At 40.8% G+C, this 23257-nt stretch carries 25 protein-coding genes and 2 tRNA genes; 13 read left to right on the top strand and 14 right to left on the bottom strand.

The features are described 5' to 3' along the window. Positions 1–32 precede the first annotated feature (32 nt). From CGC50_RS11225 to CGC50_RS11205, 5 genes are read right to left on the bottom strand one after another with little or no spacing between them, the layout of a single operon-like run. A complete protein-coding gene (locus CGC50_RS11225) occupies positions 33–503 on the bottom strand; it encodes an META domain-containing protein (RefSeq protein WP_002666146.1) in 471 nt (156 codons plus the stop codon). An 11-nt stretch (positions 504–514) separates the two neighbouring features. Continuing rightward, the gene (locus tag CGC50_RS11220; RefSeq protein WP_002666128.1) at positions 515–862 is read right to left on the bottom strand and encodes a DUF4298 domain-containing protein; all 348 of its coding nucleotides are present in this window, start codon (positions 860–862) and stop codon (positions 515–517) included. A 44-nt stretch (positions 863–906) separates the two neighbouring features. Beyond that, positions 907–1551, bottom strand: a complete 645-nt coding sequence (locus CGC50_RS11215) for a suppressor of fused domain protein (RefSeq protein ID WP_095910885.1) — start codon at positions 1549–1551, stop codon at positions 907–909. A gap of 48 nt (positions 1552–1599) precedes the next feature. Next, a complete protein-coding gene (locus tag CGC50_RS11210) occupies positions 1600–2817 on the bottom strand; it encodes an ABC transporter permease (protein WP_095910884.1) in 1218 nt (405 codons plus the stop codon). Continuing rightward, positions 2814–3971: a cysteine desulfurase family protein gene (locus tag CGC50_RS11205; protein ID WP_095910883.1), complete on the bottom strand. Its 1158-nt coding sequence runs from the start codon at positions 3969–3971 to the stop codon at positions 2814–2816. The genes CGC50_RS11210 and CGC50_RS11205 overlap by 4 nt, the downstream gene beginning before the upstream one ends. 106 nt (positions 3972–4077) lie before the next feature. Here CGC50_RS11205 and CGC50_RS11200 point away from each other — a divergent pair, with 106 nt between their 5' ends. Next, positions 4078–4584: a hypothetical protein gene (locus tag CGC50_RS11200; protein ID WP_002666148.1), complete on the top strand. Its 507-nt coding sequence runs from the start codon at positions 4078–4080 to the stop codon at positions 4582–4584. Here the strand turns inward: CGC50_RS11200 and CGC50_RS11195 are convergent. Continuing rightward, positions 4581–4976 (bottom strand): DUF4878 domain-containing protein, encoded by a 396-nt coding sequence (locus CGC50_RS11195; protein ID WP_095911361.1) that lies wholly within the window; start codon positions 4974–4976, stop codon positions 4581–4583. The two genes, CGC50_RS11200 and CGC50_RS11195, sit on opposite strands and share 4 nt — an antisense overlap. A gap of 169 nt (positions 4977–5145) precedes the next feature. On the opposite strand from CGC50_RS11195, the gene CGC50_RS11190 reads away from it, so the two are divergent. Further along, complete coding sequence (locus tag CGC50_RS11190; protein WP_095910882.1) at positions 5146–7509, top strand: TonB-dependent receptor; 2364 nt, start codon at positions 5146–5148, stop codon at positions 7507–7509. A gap of 3 nt (positions 7510–7512) precedes the next feature. Beyond that, positions 7513–8364, top strand: coding sequence for a DUF4249 family protein (locus CGC50_RS11185; RefSeq protein WP_095910881.1), 852 nt, complete (start codon positions 7513–7515; stop codon positions 8362–8364). Between the two features lie 85 nt (positions 8365–8449). Here the strand turns inward: CGC50_RS11185 and CGC50_RS11180 are convergent. Beyond that, positions 8450–8523, bottom strand: a tRNA-Arg gene (locus CGC50_RS11180). 317 nt (positions 8524–8840) lie between these two features. Here CGC50_RS11180 and CGC50_RS11175 point away from each other — a divergent pair. After that, the gene (locus tag CGC50_RS11175; protein WP_002666375.1) at positions 8841–9911 is read left to right on the top strand and encodes a hypothetical protein; all 1071 of its coding nucleotides are present in this window, start codon (positions 8841–8843) and stop codon (positions 9909–9911) included. 42 nt (positions 9912–9953) lie between these two features. Here the strand turns inward: CGC50_RS11175 and CGC50_RS11170 are convergent. Next, positions 9954–10027 (bottom strand) — tRNA-Arg (locus CGC50_RS11170). 193 nt (positions 10028–10220) lie between these two features. Here CGC50_RS11170 and CGC50_RS11165 point away from each other — a divergent pair. Then, positions 10221–11309: a WD40 repeat domain-containing protein gene (locus CGC50_RS11165; RefSeq protein ID WP_095910880.1), complete on the top strand. Its 1089-nt coding sequence runs from the start codon at positions 10221–10223 to the stop codon at positions 11307–11309. 149 nt (positions 11310–11458) lie between these two features. Here CGC50_RS11165 and murA read toward each other — a convergent pair whose 3' ends face one another. Next, a complete protein-coding gene (gene murA / locus CGC50_RS11160; protein WP_095910879.1) occupies positions 11459–12769 on the bottom strand; it encodes a UDP-N-acetylglucosamine 1-carboxyvinyltransferase in 1311 nt (436 codons plus the stop codon). Positions 12770–12793: 24 nt separating this feature from the next. Continuing rightward, positions 12794–13426, bottom strand: coding sequence for a DUF4290 domain-containing protein (locus tag CGC50_RS11155; RefSeq protein WP_095910878.1), 633 nt, complete (start codon positions 13424–13426; stop codon positions 12794–12796). Between the two features lie 95 nt (positions 13427–13521). On the opposite strand from CGC50_RS11155, the gene tsaE reads away from it, so the two are divergent. Both tsaE and CGC50_RS11145 read left to right on the top strand, forming a co-directional pair. Further along, positions 13522–13944, top strand: coding sequence for a tRNA (adenosine(37)-N6)-threonylcarbamoyltransferase complex ATPase subunit type 1 TsaE (gene tsaE / locus CGC50_RS11150; RefSeq protein ID WP_002666373.1), 423 nt, complete (start codon positions 13522–13524; stop codon positions 13942–13944). Positions 13945–13957: 13 nt separating this feature from the next. Next, entirely contained in the window at positions 13958–14320 is a 363-nt protein-coding gene (locus CGC50_RS11145) for a hypothetical protein (RefSeq protein ID WP_095910877.1), read from the top strand. A gap of 3 nt (positions 14321–14323) precedes the next feature. Here CGC50_RS11145 and CGC50_RS11140 read toward each other — a convergent pair whose 3' ends face one another. Next, positions 14324–14860, bottom strand: coding sequence for an RNA methyltransferase (locus tag CGC50_RS11140; RefSeq protein ID WP_095911360.1), 537 nt, complete (start codon positions 14858–14860; stop codon positions 14324–14326). 10 nt (positions 14861–14870) lie between these two features. Beyond that, positions 14871–15815 carry a mevalonate kinase family protein gene (locus tag CGC50_RS11135; protein ID WP_095911359.1) on the bottom strand — a complete coding sequence of 315 codons (945 nt, stop codon included), beginning with the start codon at positions 15813–15815 and terminating at the stop codon, positions 14871–14873. A 192-nt stretch (positions 15816–16007) separates the two neighbouring features. Between CGC50_RS11135 and CGC50_RS11130 the strand changes: the two genes are divergently transcribed. From CGC50_RS11130 to CGC50_RS11115, 4 genes are all read left to right on the top strand, one after another. Next, the gene (locus tag CGC50_RS11130; RefSeq protein ID WP_095910876.1) at positions 16008–17360 is read left to right on the top strand and encodes a lytic transglycosylase domain-containing protein; all 1353 of its coding nucleotides are present in this window, start codon (positions 16008–16010) and stop codon (positions 17358–17360) included. Between the two features lie 88 nt (positions 17361–17448). Continuing rightward, positions 17449–18447 carry a PLP-dependent cysteine synthase family protein gene (locus CGC50_RS11125; protein ID WP_095910875.1) on the top strand — a complete coding sequence of 333 codons (999 nt, stop codon included), beginning with the start codon at positions 17449–17451 and terminating at the stop codon, positions 18445–18447. A 14-nt stretch (positions 18448–18461) separates the two neighbouring features. After that, a complete protein-coding gene (locus CGC50_RS11120) occupies positions 18462–19595 on the top strand; it encodes an acyl-CoA dehydrogenase family protein (RefSeq protein ID WP_095910874.1) in 1134 nt (377 codons plus the stop codon). 101 nt (positions 19596–19696) lie between these two features. Then, positions 19697–20230, top strand: coding sequence for an acyl-CoA thioesterase (locus CGC50_RS11115; protein WP_002666224.1), 534 nt, complete (start codon positions 19697–19699; stop codon positions 20228–20230). On the opposite strand, the gene CGC50_RS11110 is transcribed toward CGC50_RS11115, so the two are convergent. Further along, positions 20224–21507 carry a replication-associated recombination protein A gene (locus tag CGC50_RS11110; RefSeq protein WP_095910873.1) on the bottom strand — a complete coding sequence of 428 codons (1284 nt, stop codon included), beginning with the start codon at positions 21505–21507 and terminating at the stop codon, positions 20224–20226. The two genes, CGC50_RS11115 and CGC50_RS11110, sit on opposite strands and share 7 nt — an antisense overlap. A gap of 196 nt (positions 21508–21703) precedes the next feature. Here CGC50_RS11110 and CGC50_RS11105 point away from each other — a divergent pair, with 196 nt between their 5' ends. Continuing rightward, positions 21704–22150: a transposase gene (locus tag CGC50_RS11105; protein WP_232781124.1), complete on the top strand. Its 447-nt coding sequence runs from the start codon at positions 21704–21706 to the stop codon at positions 22148–22150. Here CGC50_RS11105 and CGC50_RS11100 read toward each other — a convergent pair. Continuing rightward, a complete protein-coding gene (locus tag CGC50_RS11100) occupies positions 22147–22848 on the bottom strand; it encodes an IS1 family transposase (protein WP_394363711.1) in 702 nt (233 codons plus the stop codon). The two genes, CGC50_RS11105 and CGC50_RS11100, sit on opposite strands and share 4 nt — an antisense overlap. 150 nt (positions 22849–22998) lie before the next feature. Here CGC50_RS11100 and CGC50_RS13950 point away from each other — a divergent pair, with 150 nt between their 5' ends. Then, entirely contained in the window at positions 22999–23238 is a 240-nt protein-coding gene (locus CGC50_RS13950) for a WG repeat-containing protein (protein ID WP_095910871.1), read from the top strand. Positions 23239–23257 lie beyond the last annotated feature (19 nt).

Genomic DNA, 23257 nt, shown 5'->3' with positions numbered 1-23257 from the left:
ATTGGTAGCTATTAATAGTCTATGGCTAAGTACTACTTTTCATTTTTTTTCAAGAAAGTGAGCACTTCCTCTCCTTCCTTATTGAATAAGTGTAAATTATCCTGTTCTATTTTATAAGAAACTGTCTCCTGTAGGGCAGTATGGAAAGCCCCATCATACTCCACTTCAGGACAGAGTCTTAGGGTAGAGGCTACTGGAGAGAAAACAAGCTCGCTATCGGTCACGGTAGTAATCATACCTGTGTAGTTATTACAACTATCACTCCCCGAGATTGTTTTTTTCTGCAGGTCTACCTTCATATAGATACTATGGGTATTCTTGACAAGTTTCACCCCTTTTATATGGAGAATTGTCCATTGCCCCTCTAATTGAGGATTAGGAAGTTTATTGGTAGTAGTCTCTGCCTGTGGTGTTGCTTCTTCCTTTTTTGCAGTAGACTGATTCGCACAAGATTGCATAAAGATGGCACTTAATACAAATAAAGTTAGTTTTATCTTATTCATTTTTTTAATTTTTATTCTTTCCACTTTTTACTATCAATAGTCTCTATAAGCTCCTTGTAGCCATCAGCCAAGTCAAACTCAGTTCCTATAGCATCGAAGATAGCATCTTGAGTAAGCACCCACTGGGGTACCTCATCGGGAATCTTTCCATCATTGCTATCAAAATAATCCTCCCTCCACTGTGGACTGTCATAATAAGCTACTAAAGTTTCAAAATCTGGCTGTAAGGCCTTCCACTCTTCCAAAAGAGCTTCAGCCTTAGTAAGAGTCTCTTCTACTCGACTGAGTATCTCTCCCATTCGACGAATATTTTCATACCGTTCCTCTGGGTGTTGCTTATAATAGGTTGATAAATCCATTTTTAATTATTAATTTAGTGATTAGTAATTTAAACCTCAAAAAACTATTTTCTGTCCAAATCCGTGATGAGTAACGGGTTACCTATTTCAAGTTGTCTGATAAGTTCTTCCACTTTTTCTATAGAAAAACTTGCTCTAAGCATTTCTAATTCCTTAGCAGTAATCCCCACAGCTTGCAGGAACTGAACTTTTCCATGAGGAGTATCTATCTCACCCAATTCTGGATCAAGAACAAAAGCCACAGCAGTAATCTGGGTGTCATACTCCAAGCGTATGGGGCTATTGGCAGGGAATACATGGAAAGGTTCAAAGTAATTCCCTGAAGTAAAGACATATTTGGCTATATTTTGTAAAAAGTTTATTGCCCAACCTACATTCTCATCTCCTGATTTTTTCAGGCGAAAGGTAAGTTCGAAACCAAACCCACTATAATCGCCCCCTGCGGCTTCTTCATTATAATACAACTCGGAAAAACCATAAGTAACGAAATGAAAATGTGGCTCTTGATACTCACTATGATAGATACTTATTCCATCCAAATAAGAATCTCCTCCCAACGATGCTGGAAGGTTTGGAGCATAATGCTCAGGTTCTTGATGGGGGTAAAGCGCTTCTAAGGATTTGTCAATAGCCTCCCATCCCACAGCATCATCTTCGGAAAATAGTTTTTTATATGTTGCTACATCCATTTTTATATTGTTAATTATCAATGGTTAATTGTTAATCATTGATCATTATTACTCGTATCTTAGTGCCGTAATAGGTTCTAATTGAGCTGCTTTCCTTGCTGGATACCAACCAAAGAATACCCCTGTAATGGTACACACCAAGAAGGAAATCACTATAGAATAAAAGGTAATACTCACAGGCCAACCTATAAATGTATTGACTACATAAGTTGCCAAAAGGCCTAAGACTACCCCTACCACTCCTCCGGTAATACTAATCAGTACAGACTCTATCAAAAATTGCGCCAAAATATCCTTACCCTTTGCTCCAATGGCCATACGCAATCCGATCTCTTTGGTACGCTCCTTGACCGATACATACATGATATTCATGATTCCTATCCCTCCTACTATCAGGGAGATACTCGCTATGGCTACCAAGAGTATGGTAAGCATCTCGGAAGTGGAAGAAAAGGTGGAAATCAATTCCTGTTGGGAGAATACATTGAAGTTATTTTCCTGATTTGCTGCAATATTGTGTGTACGTTCTAATATTTTCTTAACCTCATTAACCGCATTTTCTGCTTCATTCTCATTGATAGCCGATGCCACAATGGACTGTAGGTAGGTCTGTGCCAATACACGCTTCTGTACAGTGGTATAGGGTGCGATGATAATATCATCTTGGTCTTGCCCAAAATTACTTTCTCCCTTAGCGGCCAATATCCCTATAATCTTAAAGGGAATATTCTTAAAGCGGATAGTTTGTCCTATAGGAGAATCTCCATCAGGGAAAAGGTTTTTCTGTATAGTACGACCTATAACGGCTACTTTTGAGAGATTATCCAGCTCATCCTGACCGAACATAGCACCTTCCTCTACCTCCCATTCTCGAATAGGCAGGTACTCGGTATTGACCCCATAGATGGAAGTTGGCCAGTTATTTGCCCCGACAATCGCCTGACCATTGCCACTGACCACAGGAGTGACATACTTTAGTAGCTTGGCTTCCTTCTTCAGGGCTAAGTAGTCGGTGAGCTTGAGCGATTGCATATCACTATTGTTGCGTACCCCACCAAACATACCTGCCCCAGGACGGATATTGAGCATATTAGTACCCATCTTGGAAATATTCTCTTTGATACTTTTTTTAGAGCCTTCTCCTATGGCAAGCATAGTAATGACAGAACCTACCCCGATGATGATTCCCAACATCGTGAGCAGGGTACGTGTCTTGTTCAGCAAAATAGCTCTCCATGCTATCCGAAATAAATTGTTTAGATTCATTGTAAAAATTCTTTAAGTACTTCTATGACATAATTCACTTCCTCTCTGGTATTGAAAATAGAAAACGAAAAGCGTATATGTGCCTTATCCCTTTCTTTTTCAGGGAGAATCGCCTTGAGCACATGAGAGCCCTGAGAGCTACCACTCTGGCAAGCACTGCCTCGGCTACAAGCGACTCCTCTCATATCCAAGAAAAGCATCACTACATCTGTTTTTTTGGGATCTATAGGCAGGGATACATTCACTATAGTATAAGCACTCTCGGTGAGGTTATCACTCTGCCCATTGAAGCGTACCAAAGGGATTTCTTGGCTTATGCGTTCTATAAAATATTTTTTAAGTCCCTCTATATAAGTGCGTTCCTTATCCAAGTTTTGATAAGCAAGGAGGAAAGCCTCCTCCATACCTACAATATTGTGAAGACACTCTGTACCCGCACGCCTACCTCGCTCCTGCTCTCCTCCAAATAAAAAGGATTTTATAGGTAAGTCCTTGCGAATAAAAGCAAACCCAACACCCTTAGGGCCATAGAATTTATGAGCAGAAGCTGAAATAAAATCTATAGGAAGCGAAGAAAGGTCTATGGGGTAATGTCCCACAGCCTGTACTGTATCACAATGGAAATAAGCCTTATACTTCTGGCATATCTCGGCTACTTTGGCTACTGAAAGCAGATTCCCTATCTCATTATTAACATACATAAGAGAGACTAACACCTTCTCATCTGAAAGAAATTCAGAGAGAATCTTATTCAAATCCTCTATATCGGGAGTGCCTTTAGCATCCAACTTCACATAAGAGACTTGTATACCATATTCATTTTCGATAGAATGTACCGTATTAAGCACTGCATGATGCTCTGTAGGAGAGGTGACTATTTGGGTAATTCCCAAGTCCCTCACGGCTCCCTTGAGTATCATATTGATTGCCTCAGTACCCCCAGAGGTAAATATAATTTCCGAGGAAGATACACCGAGCTCCTTGGCTATATTCTTGCGAGCTTTCTCTATCAAAGACTTGGCAGTACGCCCAAAGCTATGTACAGAGGAAGGATTGCCATAGTATGAAAGCGCCTCTATCATGGCCTCCTTTACCTCAGAGCGTATAGGAGTGGTAGCGGCATTATCTAAATAGACTTTTTTGTCTAAGTTCATTTTGCATTTTTTTACGTGCCCAAAGGTACGAATTAATTTTTATTCTTGTTGAGAATTAACTAATAATCATTTTTTATTTGTATCTTTGCCCCAATATTTGAACGATATGAAAAGAACCTTTCCCTTTATCAGCTTATTGCTCATCTTACTTATTGCTTGTAATGATGGTAATTACACTGTAGAGCGCATTACCTTCACCGGTAGCGAAGCTACCTCCTGTACCAGAGATACTACAGCTACTTTCCTATACAAGACACAAGGTAAAGAAGCCCTTATTCTACAGTTCAGTGCTGGAACACTCAAGAACCAAGTGGACTCGATCACTGGAAATATTGGTAATAACTACAAGCTGTTTTATCGTACTTTTGACGAGGCACCCTCTCAGTCCTACTTCTGTTCTTCTCCGCCAGCGACCTCTCCTAAAGTCCTCTCTCAGATAGAAGCCCAAGGAGGTACTGTTATTATTGTAACACGTGCAGTGAGGGACACTGTTGCTGGAGTGACACGCTACAATCACCTTGTCCGTATCAAAGACCTATTACTGACCAATGACAATGGAGAGCGCCTGATAGATCAAAATTTTAACTTTGGTAGTTACCAAACCACCCGCTAAGGTTTTTCCTCAGGCATAGCCTCTTGCATTTCCAAGGTTACCTTCCACTGCCCAGCAATCTTGCGTACCTTGAGCTGTTTGTAGGATTCCCCTTCCCTAAGGCTATAGGTTACTATTGCACTATGTTCGTCCGTGGGAACTACTTGTATCACTTGAAAATCAATTGCTGGATTCTCTGGAATCTCCCCTTTGTACTCTTTGAACATCTGTTCTATCTGGGTCATCCTATGGATAACTGTACTATCACCATACTGTTTTGCCTTAGCAAACTCATTCTTATTCACCGCTATTATAAAGTCTTTGGCTACAGCTTCAGGAGTATTTCTATCCTTAGGAGTGCAACCTACAAAAAGCAAGGAAAGCCAAAAGGCTATACATAGATAATATTTCATCTTTTTTGAGGGCAAATGTACAAAAAAAAACTGTACTTTTGCTCGGATTTTTATATTTTTCATCACTATAAAGGATTTTTTAAGCTCTGAAATGGTTATTTTTGACTATTGTCTTACTATAAAAATCCACATACTTTTGCACCAAATTGCATTTTCAATATATTTCAATATGAGCAGATATTTTTTGTTCGCGTGTAGTTTGCTTTTTTGTTTGAGCCTTTCTGCCCAACAAAAGCATACTCTGAGTGGTACTGTCACCGATGCCTCCAATGGAGAAAAACTCCTGGGGGTAAACCTCCTGATAAAAGGTACTCAGATGGGTACTTCCACCAACGAATATGGTTTCTACTCCCTTACCCTACCTGAGGGAGAGTACACTCTACAGGTAGAGTTCTTAGGATTCAAGACCATAGAAGAGCCCTTACTTCTGAAGGGGAACCAACACCGTAATTACAAGCTACAGGAAGAAGGGATTGCCTTGGATGGAATCGAAATCAAGGCACAGCGCACTCCCAAAGCGGATATCCGTACCCCACAAACCAGTGTAGTGAGTGTACCTATAGAGACAATCAAGAAGCTCCCTGTACTGGTAGGAGAAGTAGACATCATCAAGTCACTACAACAGCTCCCTGGGGTGAGCAATGCCGGAGAGGCTTCTTCGGGCTTCAATGTAAGAGGAGGAGCTTCTGACCAGAATTTGATTCTATTGGATCAGGCGACCATCTTCAATGCTTCTCACCTATTTGGCTTTCTAAGCATCTACAATGCCGATGCTATTCGGGATATGAAGCTCTATAAGGGAGGGATGCCTGCCCGCTATGGAGGGCGTATCTCCTCCGTATTGGACGTCTACCAAAAAGATGGTAACAATACCCAATACCATGCTACAGGAGGAATAGGGGTGCTCTCCTCTCGCCTTTTAGCTGAAGGGCCTATTGTAAAGGACAAAGCTTCTTTTCTTGTAGGCGGACGCGCCTCCTATGCCCATCTTTTCTTAAAACTAACAGACAACAAAAATTCGGCCTACTTCTACGACCTCAACACCAAGCTCAACTATAAGCTCAATGACAAAAACAGTCTGTACCTCTCGGGTTACTTTGGTCGTGATATCTTCGACTTAGCCCAAACTATCAAAAACAGCTATGGCAACTCTCTTGTCAATCTACGCTGGAATCACCTATTCTCCGATCAATTATTTTCGAATCTTTCGCTTATCTACAGCGATTATTACTATGGACTGAATGTAGATATCTCGGGATTCAAGTGGGATTCGTGGGTGAGAAACTTCAACCTACTATACGATTTCAAACACTATCTGTCGGACAAGATCAAACTAGGATATGGCTTACAAGCCACCTATTATGATTTCAACCCAGGGGAACTCACCCCTATAGGAGATGCCACCATACGCCATAAGGTACTCCCTCACAAATATGCCTTGGAGACAGGATTTTACGGAGATATAGAACACAAAATCAGCGAGCACCTTACCTTTTCTTATGGTTTGCGCTGGAGTTCTTTCTTTCACTTAGGAAAACGCACCATGAACAAATATCTAAATGATGAGGCTGTCGTTTTCAATCCTGCTCAGCGCATCTATGAGCGTGCGACCCCTATAGGCGAAAAAGAATACAAAAGAGGAGACCTCATTGATGTATATGCACACTTTGAGCCTCGCCTGAGTATGGCCTATGCCCTTGATGACAACCGCTCTATCAAGGCCAGCTATGCGCGTATGGCACAGTACCTACACCTGATATCGAACACCGCCTCCCCTACCCCCCTGGATGTATGGGCTCCGAGTGATTCTTACCTAAAACCCCAGTATTCTGACCAATTCGCCTTGGGATATGCCACCAACCTCAAGGAAGATACCTATAGTATAGAAACTGAAATTTTCTACAAAACTGTCCAAAACCGATTGGACTATATAGACGGTGCGAACCTTATCGCCAATGAATCCATTGAGCGTGAAGTACTCCCAGGACATACACGCGCTTATGGTTGGGAACTATTGGTCAGGAAAAACACAGGAAAATTTACCGGATGGCTCTCCTACACCTATTCTAAGTCAGAACAACAAACCCCAGGAAGGACAGACCAAGAGACGGGGATTAACAATGGAAACTGGTATGCCACCGCCTATGATAAGCCTCACAACTTCTCCCTAACAGGTACCTATACCTTCAACAAGAAGTGGAACGCCAGTGCGGTATTTACGCTACAATCAGGTATCCCTGGCAATTTCCCTGTAGGTAGGTACAAGTATTTCGATGTGTCCATCTCCAACTATAGTGCACGCAATGCTTATCGCTTGCCCCTATACCACCGCTTGGATGTATCTCTTTCCTATACCCCTCATCCTGAGAGAAAATGGAAATCAGAATGGGTCTTTGGGGCTTACAATGTGTATAACCGATACAATGCCTCTTCTATTTATTTTAGAAATAATAAAGAAACCCGACAAAGTGAAGCTGTCAAGCTTTCTATTTTCGGAATTGTCCCAAGTATCACCTATAATTTTACTTTTTAAGCCATGAAAAAAACTATTTTATCCCATAGAATATATCTTTTATCAGCCATATTTCCTCTTTTTACTGCTTGCGAGAAAGTCATAGATCTGGATCTGGATACACAAGAGAGAGAATTGGTAGTGGATGCCCATATTGACTGGGAAAAGGGTACTACTGGAGAGGCGCAAACTATTGAGCTGAGCTATACCCTCCCCTACTATAGCACCCAGACACCCGAAGGAGCTACTGGCGCTACTATCACGGTTACCGATGACCAAGGGAATGTATTCCCATTCTTGGAAAGAAGTGCTGGGGTATATAAAAACACTCATTTTAGCCCTGCTCTACAGCGAGAATACCAACTTTCCATTCTCTATAACGGCAAGCGGTATGAAGCAGCAGATATCCTCAAGGAAGTACCACAACTCACTCAGGAGAATGTCACCCAGACACATGATGGGGGTATCAATCGTGATGAGATCATGCTCCACCTACGCTTCGATGCTGACCCTACCGATAAAAATAACTTTGTACTCCGTATCAAAGCCTCTTCTGATGGCGTAACACGCTTGTATGGATTTGACGGGCGCTATTTCGCCGATGGGCACTTCTTTACCAAAATTGTAAATCGCAGTAGCGACGAAAAGGAGAAATTCAAAAAAGGAGATACCGTGGAAATTACTCTCTTCCGCGTATCGGAGAACTACATGAATTTCATCCGAATTCTCTCGAATAACAGTGCTGACAATGCTGGACTTTTTAGCATTCCCAATCGTGTAAAAGGAAATGTAGTCAATATAGCCGACCCTACCCAAAACCCCTTAGGCGCTTTCCGAGTAAGCCAATACTCGAAAATAGTCTATACCATTGAGTAAAAATAAGAAAAGCTGTCCTTTGGGACAGCTTTTCTTATTAAAAGAAGAAAGGTAGCACATTTTCAATCAATGTGCTACCTTTTAGTGACCTCGACAGGATTCAAACCTGTAACCTTCTGAGCCGTAATCAGATGCGCTATTCAGTTGCGCCACGAGGCCTTTTGTTATTACGGGTGCAAAGGTACAACTTTTTTTTGATTTTGCAAGCGTTTTTTCTATTTTTTTTACATTTTATATATAATCAAATAAATATATTAATTTTTTATTAATTTTCGCTCTGTTTTTGACAATAAAATTTTTTTAGTGAAAAAATTTGCATGTTTCATGCAAAAAATATAGTTTTGCAGCGTAAATTATATTTAGATTAAGAGTAATTTCTGTATGATATACTATTAAAGAAATACTTAACACAAATATATCATCCATTTTCTAATGGATATTAGAAAAATTTTTTAACTAAATCAAACACTTTAGAAATGAGAAAAATTATTTTACTATTAGTAGCTACAACCTTCTCACTGATAGGTTGTTCCAAAGGTGAAGATACACTTGCCAAATCAGACCTTAAAGCTACAATGAGCGCACAGCTTGATCCTGTGCTCGATGGAAGTCTTTATCCTTCGGCCGTCTATAGTATGGCTCAGATCAAATCAGTTGACAAAAACACCCTCACCTATTTTAATCTTTCTATAGAAAGTGAAGTCGAATTCAATGGAAAGATAAGAGTAACAAATGACAAATTTATTCATGAAACTCTCATTGAAAAAAAATTCCAAAAAGGAATGAACAATATTTCTGTAAACTTATTATGGAAGTATGATGACTTTATAAAATTTCAGAATCCTGGAATTACACACTTTAGTTTTCAACTACTTGACCGAGAAGGTAAGTTGGTCACCAATACCGATGTAGAAGTACCTTACCGAAGTGTGAGTGAATGTGTGTTTGCCCTAAAAAATGGAAATCAAGTATTGGATTTTCGTGCTTTCTTTGCTTCTTATGTAAATGAAGATAGTAAGCTTATAGATCCTTTTCTAAGTGAAACCCTAAGAGAGCATAATGAAACATATAAAGCAAAACCTAACGTACAACTTAGTTCAGGCTGGGCAGGTTATCAGTTAGGATCTGACTATGCAGACCTACAAGTGATAGCTATTGTAGCACAACTAATGCGAAAAGGAATGAATTATAGCAACATTACCGATACAAGTAATTCTTCAACAAAGGTTTATAGCCAAAATGTACGCTTTATTAATGAAACCCTTGCCGTAAAAAATGCTAATTGTGTAGATGGAAGCGTACTTCTGGCAAGTATTTTAGAGAAGATTGGTATCCGTTGCTTTTTAGTAGCTATACCAGGACATATGTACTTAGCTTACAGCAGAACAGGGAAAATGCAAATCCCCTCAGCAGATATTCAATATGTAGAAACAACCCTAATAGGTTCTGGTAGTCTTGAAAAAGTTTTTGGTGGAAAAAATGATCAAGACCAAAAATTTATAGGTATTAAAGCAGCAAGAGAATTAGGCCTAAAACCTATTCAATAGTATGAAAAACAAAAAAACACCCTCTTGCTAGGGTGTTTTTTGTGACCTCGACAGGATTCAAACCTGTAACCTTCTGAGCCGTAATCAGATGCGCTATTCAGTTGCGCCACGAGGCCTTTATTATTACGGGTGCAAAGATACAACTTTTTTTGATTTTGCAAGTATTTTCATGAAAAAATATTTTTTACCCCAAAGTATTTATGGGTAAGGTGAGTAACTTTAAAAAACTAATTAACAAAAATATAAGAGGACTATTTTGTATTATATTTCTTTTTTTAATATTTTTGTGCACAATAAAATAATACTATTATGAAAAAAACAACTTTCACAACAATCATTGTCTTATTATGTTTATGTTTTTCTTGTAGTAAAGACAATGATTCCTCTGGAGCAGGCGCCTTAGGGGTTACAGGTAGTGGAATATACTACAAATTTGCAGGTGGGTATGGGTATTATGACCTTCGCTCAGGGAGAAACATTACTGAGATATTCAAGAGCAATATAGTTGATAAGTATGATGTCTCTTGGGATGGCCAGAAGCTATTGGTGGCTTGGGCAAAACGACCTTATGGCCAATATCAGACGGATTATCTTCAATTTACCTATCTGCCTATGCTTGAGAAGAAATCTGGTGCAGCTACCAGTGATGATGATTTCGAGAAGCGTAAAATCAATTCCTTTGACTTCAATGGTTATGATGTAGGCGGTTCTGGGGGGGTAGGTTTTTTCCTCTCGCCTGACGAACGTTTTGTTGCTGTACAAGCCAAAAAATCTACGGGTTATAATAATGATAATCCTGCAAGTATATTGGATAGGAGCAGCGGGCGTTTGCTAAAAGAATTTAATATTGTCGGATATGAGCCGCATAGGATCAATATCGTAGGCTGGTCAAGTGCTGGGGAACTTTTTCTTAGTGTAGGTAATGAACTCATAAAAGCCTCAGAAAGAAATGATTGGAGTATGACCTATGTAAAAAAGCTGCCATTTGATGATATAGAGATGCTCAATATGAACCCACAAGGAACACAATTTGTATTCAGAAGGGGAGATAAGCATATTTGGCTCTATGATATACAAGAGGACTCACACTACCAAGTAACTACTTCAAAGGTAGATGGCATTACCGATGCAAGAACTTATTATTCAGGTGGAGAGCGTCTCCCATCCTTTTCTCCAGATGGGAAGTATATTGCCTTTACAGGACAACCCAGACACTCTGCAGTGCCCTATGCCTATGACCCAGCGGTATTTGGGACTGCAGGGGTAGTCAATATGCTTATCATTATAGAGAATAATGGCAAAACTAGAGATCTTGATGCCGATAATGATGGTACTATATTCTATCCCAAAGCAGGGAAATACCCCATATCAGCAGAGGAACGACTCATTTGGAGATAATAGAGTTATTTCTTTTAGTTTGTACCCATTTATTGATAGAGCTTGTAGTTTTTTGATAAACTACAAGCTCTTTTAATAATTAAGGATGACTATATAATCATCTTCAGATAGGGAGAGTTACTCTACTCTGTAAATTTGTTATAAACGAGTTACACTCTTGTAATTCTGGCTCCGATGGCTTGGAGTCGTTCTTCTATACATTCATATCCTCTATCTATCTGTTCTATGTTGTGAATGGTAGAGGTTCCTTTGGCTGAAAGTGCGGCTATAAGCAGGGCTACTCCTGCACGGATATCAGGGGAAGTCATAGTAGTGGCTCTTAGGCGAGACTTGAAATCATTGCCTATGACCACAGCACGGTGTGGATCACATAGGATTATTTTCGCTCCCATATCGATAAGCTTATCGACAAAGAACAAGCGGCTTTCGAACATCTTCTGGTGTACTAATACTTCTCCTCGGGCTTGTATGGCTGTCACCAGAATGATACTCAGAAGGTCAGGGGTAAATCCAGGCCATGGAGCATCATATACTGTAAGTATGGAACCATCTATAAAGTTTTGTATCTCATATCCTTCTGTATGGGCAGGAATATAGATATCATCTCCCCTTCTCTCAAGGGTGATTCCCAAGCGCTCGAATATAGTAGGTATCAAGCCCAAGTGTTCCCAACCTACTTCCTTGATAGTCAGTTCACTCTGGGTCATTGCAGCCATTCCTATCCAGCTGCCTATCTCGATCATATCTGGCAGGATGCGATGAGTACAACCACCCAATTTCTTCACTCCTCTGATAGTAAGCAAGTTAGACCCTATCCCCTCTATCTGTGCCCCCATTTGTTGGAGCATACGGCACACCTGTTGTAGATAAGGTTCACAAGCTGCGTTGTAGATAGTAGTGGTTCCCTCTGCCAAGGAGGCTGCCATAAGGATATTGGCTGTACCTGTGACAGAAGCCTCGTCCAAAAGGATATAAGCCCCCTTCAGCCCCTGAGGAGCTGTTACTGTATAATAGTGATTTTCATGAGAATAGGTAAAAGTAGCTCCGAGCTTTACGAAACCATCGAAATGGGTATCCAAGCGGCGACGGCCTATCTTATCTCCTCCTGGCTTGGGAACGCCTCCATATCCGAAGCGCGCCAAGAGGGGTCCCAGAATAAGGATAGACCCTCTCAATCGCTGGCTTTGTTTGGCAAATTCCTCAGAAGAGAGATAGTCCATATTGACCTCATCTGCTTGAAAGGAATAGGAGCCCTTGCCCAATTTCTGAATCTTCACCCCTAAGTCTCCCAATAGTTCTATAAGCTTATTCACGTCCAATATATCAGGAACATTGTGTATGGTTACTTTCTCCTGAGTGAGTAGTACCAAGCACAAGACCTGTAGTGCTTCGTTCTTTGCCCCCTGAGGGGTGATACTTCCATATAAGGAATGTCCTCCTTCTATCTTAAAACTTTCCATAATATATAGTATAGATTCTAAGGTTTATTTTCGTTTTCCTTTCCCATAGGACTTCTTACCTACAGGGGGGGAATTATTATTTTTCTTTTGATAATGAGTAGGCTTAGAAGTAAGGTTTTCCTCAAGCACTCCCAAGTCAATCTTCCCATTACTCAGTTCGTAGAGATGGGCAAAGATAATACTATCCTCTACCCCTTCTTTATTCCATGTCAGGAAACACTTTTTCATATGGTTGGCTATAGAGAACTTAAGAGCTTCCTTGAGCTCTCCCTCTTCCCAGCCGACACATATTTGTATCATCTTTAGTATATTGTTTCCATAGAAACGATACTTCATTCGATGCTGAGGCGAGAACAATCGCTGTGGGTTCGGGGTGGTGGACTCTCGTGTTGGCTTCTCAAAAGGAGAGTCTACATCTATCTGAAAATCAGACATTTTAAAGAGCTGATCCCACAGTTTATGTTGGAAATCAGGTACATCTCTTAGGTGAGGGTTCATATTTCCCATGACAGCTATGATAGCCTTTGCCGTATTATTTCGTTCGGTACGATCGGCTATTTTCATCGCCTGCTCTACCATTTTTTGTATATGCCTCCCATATTCAGGGATAATAAGCTCATTACGCTCTGTGTTGTATTCTAAAGCTGATTGTTCCATAATATAATTTATTTAAATAATTTCAACGATAAATAACAAATTACCCCTCGGTAATTCAATTATTATTTGTACTTTTGCTCCTTCAAACAGCTAATATGCAATATACTCTCTCTGAAATAGATAGCATTGCCCATACTTTTGTCAAGGAAGTACTTCCACACTCTCATAGAGTTATTCTCTTTCAAGGGGCTATGGGAGCAGGGAAAACAACTTTTATCCGCAGCCTATGTAAGGCATTGGGAGTCAAAGATATAGTAAGCAGTCCTACTTTTTCCTTAGTCAATGAATACCAAGGAAACCCAGAGAGGATTTTCCACTTTGACCTCTATCGTATCGAAGACGAAGCAGAGGCCTTGGACTTTGGCATAGAGGAATATTGGCAAGGGAATGATTGGTGCTTTATCGAATGGGGCGAACGCATTCCTACACTTTTACCTGAAGCATACAGCGAATTTGTTTTTACCCTTATTGATGATATTACTCGAGACATTTCTATAATACACCATCCTACTGTCTAATACCTTACTTACGATGAACCTACTACGACGTTTTCTTCTTTTCTTTTTAGGGCTTTCGGTGGGAAGCATCTTTGTGATATTTTTTTTCCAACGCAAAGATACCGAATTTTGTTATTTACCCAACTGCCGAGTACTCAAGAGCTTGCGTGCCAAATCCTTAGTCCTTACTGATTCCCTACAAGCACAAGGCTATCAGAAGGAGCAGCTTCTCCCTCTCCTCACAGAGGGTGATGTGGATTTCTCCCGTAGTGATACCCACTCTGCCTGCCGTACCTATGTCATCACAGGCGAAGATACTGCACATACTTCCTTAGAAATCACTATTAAAAGTTGTGAAAAAGAAGTTGTAATTACCTCTATTACGCCCCTAAAATAATCCTTAGTGTAGTCCCCTTATCTTATAGGAGAAATCCCATAGTAGGATTCCTGCGCTCACTGCTATATTCAGCGAATGTTTGGTGCCATATTGTGGAATTTCTATGGCTCTTTGGCAAAGAGAAACTACTGATTGTTGTACTCCTTCTACCTCATTTCCAAAGATAAGTGCATAAGTCACTCCTTTCTTAGGCGAAAAGTGTTCTAATGACACAGCATCCTCCACTTGTTCTATAGCAACAACCTCCACTTGCCTCTGGCGTAGGTTCTCGACTAAGGTAGTTATATCCTGAACATACTCCCACTCTACACTTTCGGTAGCCCCTAAGGCTGTTTTGTGTATTTCCTTATGAGGGGGTGTGGCGGTAATCCCACAGAGGTATATTTTCTGTATACAAAAAGCATCGGCTGTTCTAAAGACAGACCCTATATTATTGAGACTACGAATGTTATCCAAGACAACAATCACAGGAATCTTTGGGGTCTCTTTGTATTGTGCCACACTGAGGCGGTGTAGTTCTTCATTACCCAATTTTCTCATTTCCATATATTCAGAATCGATATACCAATTCTAATCTATGATCACTCAGTGCCTTTTTAGCCCTTTCATAATCAGGAGTAAAGCCCAATATATAGCCACCTCCGCCTGATCCGCAGAGTTTTAGGTAATAATCCCCTGAATCAATCCCTTGTTTCCATAAGCTGTGGAACTGCTGAGGAATCATCGGCTTGAAATGACTGAGCACCACTCGAGAGAGTTTTTTTACATTGACAATCAGGTTTTTGAAATTCCCTTGTAGGAAGTTCTCTATACAGTCGTCCGTATACTTAGCAAACTGATTTTTAAGCATTTGTCTGAACCCTTCATTCTTCATCTTCTCCATAAAGATTTCGACCATGGGGGCTGTCTCTCCTATCATTCCACTATCCAAGAGGAATACTGCTCCCTTGCCCTCTTCGTAGGGGGTCGGGATTCCTGTAGTCTCGATAAGGTTGGAGGAATTAATCAATATAGGGATACTCAGATAGCTATTGAGCGGATCCAATCCTGAAGATTTTCCATGGAAGAAGGATTCCATCAGGGAGAATATCTCTTTGAGTCGAAGCAATTTATCACGTGTTAGTGTCTCAGTAGCTTCTATTTTATCTATCGCATAAGTATCATAAATAGCCGCTACCAGAGCCCCACTACTGCCTACACCATAGCCCTGAGGGATACTACTATCAAAATACATTCCTTGGGCAATATCCTCAGACAGGCGTTCCATATCAAACTGTACCAAAGGGGCTTCTCCCTGAGTAATCTCACTAAGGTAGACGAAATATTTCGCCAAAGAACTATTGGACTGTTCTTGCTCTTTGTTCTGCTCTGAGAGGGGGACTTTTTTGAGAGTCCCATTGTAGGAGTTATAAGGAATAGCCAACCCCTTAGAGTCCTTTATGATACCGTACTCACCAAAGAGTAGTATTTTTGAATAGAAAAGTGTTGATTTCATTAAGGTAAAAGATACAACTTTCTTGAGGGCAAAGATACAAAAAAAGAAAAACATGAAAAATGAAAAAATAAAAAATATTTTCCTTATTTTTGAATGTCTCTAAAAATTTAAAAACTAAAAATTAATTTTCTTGATAATTGATATTTATTTTGTACCTTTGCCGCCTTAGAACACACTTGCTAAATATCTTTTATGAAAAAAATACAGCTCCTTGTCCTACTATGTATCTCCTCTTATTCGGGAATCTCACAGGTAAGGCATTCAGTATCTGATACTTTAAAGAACAAAAGAAATAATACTCAGAGAGTTCAAAGAGGCACCACTCAGGACACTCTGTCCCTGAGCAATATTCGTGAGGGACTTCTCCAGCTTAAAGATGATAACAAAGCCCTAAAATACGACAAAAAATGGCTGGAAGAGCTCTCGAACCAGTCCCTATACTCCACCATGCAGAACGATGTGGAGACTCCACCATCCAATGTCTCTTATGACGAACTCCCTACTGAAGTCCTCAAGGAGCGCTTGGCTCGGTTAGACCAAAAAACTCCTTTTCATATAGAGTACAACCCTGTCTTGGAGAATGTTATCAAGAACTTTCTAAAGAACCGCAGGGCTTCTCTGCAAAGACTGATGAATATCAGCCAATACTATTTTCCCCTCTTCGAAAGAGAGCTAATCAAAAACCAAGTACCTAAGGAAGTCAAATACTTAGCCATCGTAGAATCTGCCCTAAACCCTAAAGCGACTTCCCGAATGGGCGCCAAAGGTCTCTGGCAATTCATGTACTATACAGGCAAGATGTATGGCCTGGAGGTCAATAATTATGTAGATGAGCGCTCTCAACCAGAACTCTCCACCCAAGCAGCAGCGCAGTATCTCAAAAAGCTCTACAGTGTATTCAATGACTGGGACTTAGTCCTTGCCGCTTACAACTCCGGACCAGGAAATGTCACCAAAGCGATGCGCCGTTCTGGAGGAAAAACCAACTACTGGAATCTAAGACCTTACCTACCTAATGAAACCGCTGGGTATGTACCCGCTTTCTTGGCTACTCTCTACATTTTCGAATATGCCAAAGAACATGGATTCCAAGTGGAAAAAAGAGAAAATGTCTTCTTCGAAACTGATACAATACAGGTAAAACGCTCAATCTCTTTCAAGGATATAGGAGATATAGTGGGAATGAGCGAACAGGAAATAGAATTCTTCAACCCTGCTTATTCGCTTAATATAGTCCCTTATATAGAAGGAAAAAAATATGGCGTTCGCCTCCCTGTAGAAGCCATTGGCAAGTTTGTCAATAATGAGGATGTGATCTATGCCTACTTAGACCAAGAGTCCTCCAAGCGCGAGAAACCACTGCCTGAGGTAGTGGCGGCCTCCCAATCTTCGTCCTCTCACAAGGTTACCCACAAGGTAAAGAAAGGAGAAACTTTAGGGCGCATTGCCTCCCGATATGGAGTCTCGGTAAGCCAACTCAAAAAGTGGAACCGACTCAGGAGCAATAGTGTGAAAGTAGGACAACGCCTTGTCATACGTAAGTAATCATACCAAGGAAAGTTAGAGACTAACTTTCCTTGATTTCTTGTTTGCCTCACCTAAATATTGTACCTTTGCACTCTAAAAATCAGCTATGAATAAGATTCAATACCATGATACTATTCTTGACCTTGTAGGAAATACTCCTTTGGTCAGCTTACAGAAAATAACCTCTCCCATGCTTGGACAATTCTTTGCCAAGTTAGAGGCTTTTAACCCTGGTCATTCAGCCAAAGACCGCACCGCCTTGTACATTATCAATGATGCCGAAGAGCGCGGATTACTCACCCCAGGTGGGGTGATTGTGGAGACTACCTCCGGCAATACAGGTTACAGTATCGCAATGATTGCCGCCATTCGTGGCTACCGCTGTATCCTTGCCGTAACGGACAAATCCTCTCCTGACAAGATCGATATGCTCCGTGCTTTGGGTGCTGAAGTACATGTATGCCCAGCCTCTGTCCCTGCTGATGACCCTCGCTCCTACTATGAAGTGGCAAAGCGTATCCATAGGGAAACTCCCAATTCTATCTATATCAACCAGTATTTCAATCCGCTGAACACAGAAGCTCACTACCAGTGGACAGGACGAGAAATCTGGGAACAAACAGCTGGAGAGATCACTCACTTGGTGGCTTGTAGTGGTACAGGGGGTACCCTCTCAGGGATTGCCCGATACCTCAAGGAAAAGAAACCTTCGGTGAAGATTATTGGAGTAGATGCCGATGGTTCTCTTATCAAAAAATATTTTGATACAGGAGAAGTGGACAAGGGAGAACTCCATCCTTATTACATAGAAGGATTAGGGAAAAACCTTATCCCTGGGGCTTTGGATACTTCTGTTATTGATGAGTTTGTCAAGGTAAATGACACAGAGAGTGCCCTAATGGCTCGCAAGATCAGCCGTACCACAGGAATCTTCTGCGGATATACTTGTGGTGCTGCTTGGGTGGCTACCCAAAAGTACAACCAAGAACATCCTTTCTCCAAGGAAAGTGTCGTGGTGGTGGTATTCCCAGACCATGGCTCTCGCTATATGAATAAAATCTATAATGATCAATGGTTGGCTGAAAAATTAAATATCAAAGATTAATCAAAATTCAAAAAATGGACTTTTCTTACGCTAAAGAACTTGAAATCATAGCGCACGCTGCAAATGCTTTTGCCAAACAATATATACTTCCTCATCGTCAAGAATGGGACAAGTCACAGACCTTCCCTATAGATGTATTTCGCAAGGCGGGTGAACTCGGATTCATGGGAATCCTCGTTCCAGAGGCCTATGGAGGCTCTGGCTTGGGCTACCATGAGTATATCACCATTGTCGATGAGATTTCTCAAATAGACCCTTCTATAGGACTTTCTATCGCTGCTCATAACTCACTATGTGTAAATCATCTTCTTACCTTTGCTTCTGAAGAGCAGAAAAAGCGTTGGCTCCCCAAATTGGCCTCTGGTGAGCATATTGGGGCATGGGGAATTACCGAGCACAATACAGGCTCTGATGCGGGCGGTATGCTTACCACTGCTGTAAAGCAAGGAGAAGAGTGGGTGCTCAATGGTACGAAGAACTTTATCACTCATGCTATTTCCGCCGATGTAGTGGTGGTCATCGCTCGCACTGGTGAGAAGGGCGATAAGCATGGGATGACTGCTTTTGTAGTGGAAAGAGGAACTCCTGGTTTTTCTAACGGAAAGAAAATAGACAAGCTCGGTATGCGAGCCAGTGAGACCGCAGAGCTTGTTTTCCAAAATTGCCACATCCCTGACCAAAACCGTATAGGGGCAGTGGGAGAAGGCTTCATACAAGCTATGAAAATCCTCGATGGGGGGCGTATTTCTATTGGGGCTCTTTCCTTAGGTACTGCCAAAGGAGCGGTGAAAGCAGCTATTCAATATGCGAAAGAACGTTCTCAGTTTGGGAAACCCATCATCTCTTTCCAAGCTATTGGGTTTAAGCTCGCTGAGCTCTCCACTGAAATAGAGGCTGCCGAGCTGATGCTTCACAAGGCTGCACACCTGAAAGAGACCCAGCAGCCTGTCACCCAGCAAGCGGCCATGGCTAAGCTATATGCTTCTGAACTGTGTGTAAAGGCTTCCAATGAGGCCATACAAATACATGGAGGCTATGGATATACAACCGATTATCCAGTAGAAAAATTCTACCGTGATGCCAAACTATGTACCATAGGCGAAGGCACCTCCGAAATTCTCAAACTTGTTATTAGTAGAAAACTTTGATTTGGTCATTAGTCACCGCTGGTGCGAGCATATAGCTCGCCCAGCGAAAGACATACTCGCACCTGCGAGGAGACAACTGAAAAACTAAAAACTGAAATATTATGAATAATTTAGCTCCTAAAAAAGTATCAGAGTCACGCTCTGTATCCACCGACTTGGTATTGCCCAATGAGACAAACCATTATGGAAATATGTTCGGGGGGGAACTGCTTGCCCGTATGGATAGGGTAGGAACCATTGCTGCCGTACGCCATTCAGGATGCGTGGTAGTAACCGCCGCAGTCAATTCTGTTTCCTTCAACAAGACCATTCCACAAGGAAGTGTCGTTACAGTCGAGGCTTCTATCTCTCGCGCTTTTACTTCGTCCATGGAAGTATATATAGATGTATGGGTGGAAGATTCTGTAAGTGGAGAACGCATCAAGTCCAACGAGGCTATCTATACCTTCGTGGCTCTCAATGCCGAAGATAAGCCTGTGGCCGTTCCTGAGATTATCCCAGAGACAGATTTGGAAAAAGAACGCTACGAGGGTGCCCTTAGGCGTAAGCAGCTCAGCCTTGTCTTGGCCGGACGTATCAAGCCTCACGAAGCCAGTGAGTTACAATCTCTTTTCCAAGATTTGGAAAATCAATAGCCATAGCGCTCTCCCCATAGGCTTTTCAGATAAGCCCTTAGGGCATTTTCCTTGGGATTATCACAGGGTTCATATAGGGTAGTTCCTTGCAGTTCCTCCGGCATAAAGTCCTGAAAGACAAAATTATGAGGGTAATCATGTGCATAGTGATAGTCCTTCCCATAAGAAAGTTCTTTCATCAGGGCGGTAGGAGCATTGCGCAAGTGTAGGGGTACTGAGAGGTTTCCCTGCTGTTTGACCAATTGTTGTGCCTTATTGATAGCCTTATAGGAGGCATTGCTCTTAGGGGAGCTGGCTAAGTAAATAGCACATTGGCTCAGTATAATACGCGATTCTGGGTAGCCTATCACGGTCACTGCTTGGAAGGTATTATTGGCCACTACCATAGCCATAGGATTGGCATTGCCTATATCCTCACTGGCTAAGATAAGCATACGGCGTGCGATAAACTTGACATCCTCCCCTCCTTCTATCATACGTGCCAGCCAATACACAGCGGCATTAGGATCACTCCCTCGGATAGACTTGATAAAGGCTGAAATGATATCGTAATGTTGTTCGCCTGTCTTGTCATAGAGTACGGTATTCTGCTGTACCACTTGCAATACCTTTTCGTTGGTAATGACTACTTCTTCCCCTTGAGTAAAGGTATTGACTATCAGCTCAAAAGTATTGAGTAGCTTGCGACCATCACCATCGGAAAGTCGCAGAAGGGCTTCTGTTTCCTTGAGGGTGATTTTCTTTCTTTTGAGTTCTACATCCTGCTCTATAGCTCTGGTAAGCAGTGCCAAGAGGTCTTCCTTGCTAAAGGGATTCAGTGTATATACCTGGCAACGAGAGAGCAAAGCAGGAATCACTTCAAAGCTCGGATTCTCGGTAGTTGCTCCTATGAGGGTAACCCATCCACGCTCTACTGCCTCCAGTAGGGAATCCTGTTGGGTCTTATTGAACCGATGGATTTCATCTATGAAAATAATAGGATTACGAGCGGTGAATAACCCCTGTTCTCGTTTGGATTTTTCTATAATATCCCTGACATCCTTAATCCCACTACTGATAGCACTGAGTGAGAAAAAAGCACGCTGACTCTCCTTAGCGATAATGTGCGCCAAGGTGGTCTTTCCAGTGCCTGGAGGCCCCCAGAAGATCAGCGAAGGAGTCACTCCTTTTTCTATCTGCATGCGCAGGGCTCCCTTCTCTCCTACAAGGTGAGATTGGCTAATATAATCCGCAAGATGTACTGGGCGCATACGCTCAGCAAGAGGTCGTGTATCCATAGGTCAGTGGGCTGTAAATGGTAATTGGGATTTTAAAAATAATCATACCCTTTTATAATAGTCTGTGAATGACTTATCACAGGAAATAAAAGACATAAAATAAGTAGTTGCTTCATTGTTTATTCAACTTTTTATCAATGAAGCTGTTTAAACTTTTTTAGGAAGTAAAAGTTCTCAAAAATTAGTAATTTTGTGTTTGAGAAAAAAAGAACACCAAAATTCAGGAACTTTGGGCAAAGATACAATAAATAATTGGATTATTCCCTTTTTAAGTGTAGGAAAAAGAGGATTTAAAAGTAATTTTGATTTGGCTACAATATTTTTATTGATTCTCAAGAGGTTAAAAACAAGGGTGCAATGGAGAGAACTTCCAATTGAGGTCTATTTTGAAAAAGGAGAAATCTCTTGGCAAAATGTCTATTACTACTTCAACAAATGGAGTAAAGACGGTAGCTTTCAGCGAATATGGTTAAATCTATTAAGCAAGAAGAAAAGAAAATTAGATATGTCTTGCGTTCAATTGGATGGTAGTCATACACGTTGTCGGCAAAAAGGAGAATCTACAGGCTATCAAGCAAGAAAAAAATCCGTAACCACAAATAGCATTTTTGGTGGTGCTTCAAAAAGTATGATACAACTTTAGATGTACCCATAATTGATATAAAAGAAAGCTAAAGCAAAGGCCTTTAGATGATTTATTAGTTTCTTAGAAAAACAACAAGTCTTGCGAAAACTACGCTTTACTCTATGTCTCAGACAGCAATTATTATCCTCTATTCCAACAGTATACGCTTTTCCTATTAGATGATTATCTTCTTTAAAAGTAGTTTTAAAGCTTTTCCAATCATCAGTTGCTATAGAATCATAGGTAATATTCAGTTCTTTAAGTTGCTTCCTTAGCTTTTTAGCTGTTCTTAAATCTCTTTTACCCCAGACATAAGTTATAATTTCCTGTGTTTCTCTGTCATAAGCATATATAAGCCACTGTTTGTTCTCTTTTTTCTGAACATAAGTCCAAAATTCATCAACTTCAATATGATCATAATGCTTCTTTTTAGGTGTTATAGAATAACTAGATTTAGTTAAAACAGTAAGCACTTTTCCTATGCTAACTCCCTCTATTTTGGAAATATCTCTAATTCCTACACCTCTAACAAGCATAAGAATTATTTTACGATTAATGTTTGAATGACAACCTTTATAGGTAAGATTATGGTCTCCAATGAATTGACGACCACATCCTTCATTCTTACAAAGATAATTTTGTTTTCCATTTGGTTTTTTGCCATTTTTCACTACCTTTGCACTCTGGCAATTGGGGCAATATAGTTCTATTCTTATTTTCACACAACAAAAATATAACTTTTTGCTCTAATTGTCAATTTTTTACTTCATCATACTTTTTAAATCACCTCCTAAAATTGAACAAGCAAATGGTTGGCTTGACGGATATAAAGGTTTGATAATGAGATACGAGTATCTTGATGTAACTTGGATTGGAATGCTTTTATTAGGGTTTATCTCCAAGTTCCTAAAAAAAGTTTAAACACGTTTATTGATAAAATAGGGAGAGAGGTTATTCCTACAAGATATTTTGATGCAAAAAGTTTCTCAGTAGGAGTAGCTTTAGTTCGTCCCACTAAACTTGATAGATGGTTTGAAATAAACAAGAAAGGTGAGTGTGCAGAGTTTTGTGATGAAGCCCCAGCAGGACACCCCATAGCCAAATAATTTTTAAAAATATTACAAA

Source organism: Capnocytophaga gingivalis (assembly GCF_002302415.1).
Classification (GTDB): Bacteria; Bacteroidota; Bacteroidia; order Flavobacteriales; family Flavobacteriaceae; genus Capnocytophaga; species Capnocytophaga gingivalis.
Note: the sequence above shows the minus strand (reverse complement) of the source record. Positions and strands in the feature narration are given on the sequence as shown.